Source organism: Mycobacterium sp. (assembly GCF_050701675.1).
Classification (GTDB): domain Bacteria; phylum Actinomycetota; class Actinomycetes; order Mycobacteriales; family Mycobacteriaceae; genus Mycobacterium.
This window is the reverse complement of the sequence record NZ_JBOGDD010000939.1, coordinates 1-2,540: the sequence shown is the minus strand read 5'-3', so window position 1 is coordinate 2,540 and position 2,540 is coordinate 1. Positions and strand designations below refer to the sequence as shown.

At 66.4% G+C, this 2,540-nt stretch carries 4 protein-coding genes; 1 reads left to right on the top strand and 3 read right to left on the bottom strand.

Annotated elements, in window-relative coordinates; genetic code table 11:
* Positions 1 to 142 precede the first annotated feature (142 nt).
* Positions 143 to 757, bottom strand: coding sequence for a dihydrofolate reductase family protein (locus ACRDUX_RS28500; RefSeq protein ID WP_526418809.1), 615 nt, complete (start codon positions 755 to 757; stop codon positions 143 to 145).
* Between the two features lie 84 nt (positions 758 to 841).
* Between ACRDUX_RS28500 and ACRDUX_RS28495 the strand changes: the two genes are divergently transcribed.
* Entirely contained in the window at positions 842 to 1,837 is a 996-nt protein-coding gene (locus tag ACRDUX_RS28495; RefSeq protein WP_526418807.1) for an aldo/keto reductase, read from the top strand.
* A gap of 59 nt (positions 1,838 to 1,896) precedes the next feature.
* Here ACRDUX_RS28495 and ACRDUX_RS28490 read toward each other — a convergent pair whose 3' ends face one another.
* Positions 1,897 to 2,076: a hypothetical protein gene (locus ACRDUX_RS28490; protein WP_526418805.1), complete on the bottom strand. Its 180-nt coding sequence runs from the start codon at positions 2,074 to 2,076 to the stop codon at positions 1,897 to 1,899.
* Positions 2,077 to 2,270: 194 nt separating this feature from the next.
* A partial coding sequence (locus ACRDUX_RS28485) for a hypothetical protein (protein ID WP_526418803.1) occupies positions 2,271 to 2,540 on the bottom strand: 270 nt, incomplete at its 5' end.

Genomic DNA, 2,540 nt, shown 5'->3' with positions numbered 1-2,540 from the left:
CACCTAAAGGGTGTGGCGAGCGCGATGCGCCGCCCGGACTACCGACCGGGCCGTGTTTTCGACGGCAGGGCGAATCCTAGCGTCCGACGACGTGGCGCCGATGACGGAAATGCGCGGATCGGCACTTAAGCCAGGCCGCCCGTCACCGAATGACGCGGTAGCGCAGGTGGGCCACGCCGGGGGCTTCGAGCACGCGCACCAGTTCAAGTTGGGGGTCGCCGGCGTCGAAACCGTCGAGCAGCCGCTCACCGGCCCCGAGGATCACCGGATTCACCTGCAGGTCGATCTCGTCGACGAGCCCGGCCTTGATCGCCTGCCTTGCGCAAGAGGCCCCTCCCGCGATGGAGATGGGCCTGCCGTCGGCGACCGCCAAAGCCCGGGCATGCGCACTCTCGATTCCATCGGTGACGAAGTGGAAGGTGGTGCCACCTTGCATCTCGACGTCGTCGCGCGGGTGATGGGTGAGGACGAACACCGGGCAGCCATACGGTGGGACCTCACCCCACCACCCGTTCCAATCCGAGTCTCCCCAGTTGCCGCGGATCGGGCCGAACATGTTGCGGCCCATGATCGTCGCACCCATGCCGTCCAACATGTCGGACATCACCTGCCGATTCACCGGATGGTCCTTGGCGGGGCCGAGGTGCCAGCCGTGGAGCGCGCCTCCGCCGACGCCAAGAGGATGCTCCTCGCTCTGGTGCGGGCCCGCGACGTAGCCGTCGGCGGAGATGGACATCGACAAATTGGTTCTGGTCACGACAGGACAGACTGCCGCACCCGGCGAAACTCATCGCCGACTACTGTCGAGGGAACGGTCGCCCGGTGAATGGAGGACAGCGTCATGCGCTTTCGCAAGCTCGGAAGTTCAGACCTCGAGGTTTCGGAGATCTCTCTGGGCTCCTGGCTTACGTACGCAGGCGGCGTGCAGGCCGAGCAGTCCCGTGCGTGCACCGACGCAGCGTTCGACGCAGGCATCAACTTCTTCGACACCGCGAACGTCTACGGCCAGGGCGCTGCCGAACTCGCATGGGGCGAGATCCTCGCGGGCCGCCCGCGAGACTCCTACGTGCTGGCCACCAAGGTGTGGGGAAAGATGTCCGACACCGACCAGGGCCTGTCCGGTGAACAGATCGCCAAACAGATCGACGCGTCGCTGACCCGACTGCGCACCGACTACGTCGACCTCTACCAAGCGCACCGATTCGATACCAACGTGCCGATCGAGGACACGATCGAAGCACTGCAGAAGGTGGTCGAGACCGGCAAGGCCCGCTATCTCGGTTTCAGCGAGTGGACGCCCGAACAGATCCGCGCAGGCATCGAGATCGGTGGCTCCGACCTGTTCGTCTCCTCTCAGCCGCAGTACTCGATGCTCTGGCAGGCGCCAGAAGCCGAGGTGTTCCCGCTGTGCGCCGCCAACGACATCTCCCAAATCGTCTGGTCCCCGCTGGCGCAGGGGGTGCTGACCGGGAAGTACCTGCCGGGTCAGCCGTTGCCCGCCGACTCGCGGTTCGCCAACGACGCGATGAACTCCGCCATGGGAATCGTCTATAGCGACGCGGCGCTCGAGGCCGTGCAGCGGCTCGTCGCGGTCGCCGACGGAGCAGGTATCGGGGTCGCCGACCTGGCGCTGGCATGGGTGCTGCGGCGCTCCGAGGTGGCCTCGGCCATCACTGGCGCATCGCGTCCCGAACAGGTCCATGCGAACGCCGCGGCGTCCGACGTCGAGCTCACCCCAGATGTCCTGGAGGCCATCGACACTGCGCTCGGGGACGTTCCGGTGCGGGAGCAGACGCTCGCGGTATCGGCCACCGCCGGGGTCACCCATCGTCGGTGAAACGTGAAATGGCCTCAGCCGCAGGGGCGGCCGTCTGATCGCCGGAACTGCGGCCGGGGTCAGCTGGCGGTGCGCCGTTGGCGGTCATCCACGTCACGTTCGCTGTGACGCAGTGGGCAGAGCCACAACCTGTCGGCGCGCGCACAGTCGGCGTTCGTCATGTCGACGAGTTGGTAGCGGTATTGCTTCTGGTCCTTGCACTCGGGGCATAGCCCGGCGCCGGTCTCGATGACGATCACGTTTCCCCGTCCTTCAATTGTTTCGGCTGCCGCGCAGCGTGTTTCACGCGTGTGAACCACAACGCCGGGGTGGGCAGGTAAGTCAAGCTTACCGTTCGGGCGCTCCCGACGCACTGCAGAACAGCTGGACGTCGGGTCCGCACATGCCGTGTGTGGGTCGGTCGGCGAGAGAGGGTTTGCGCACGAGCCGTCGATCAATCGACCACGGCACTCATGAACTCGACCGCGCGTTGGACACCTTCAGACGGTGCGGCCAGACCGAGCCGCCCGACGGGCGTGCTCGCCGACGTCGCGTCGCCGACCACTCCGTCCGGTGCGATGACGACGCCCTCGACCTCGGCGGCCATCGTCGCGCCCACGTCGGTCATGTACAGCAGTGTCTGCGCCAAACCCGTTCGTCCCACGTAGTCGGGGTTCGGAGAGTACTTGCACTCGATGATGAACGCGGCCTCACCGGGCAGGAC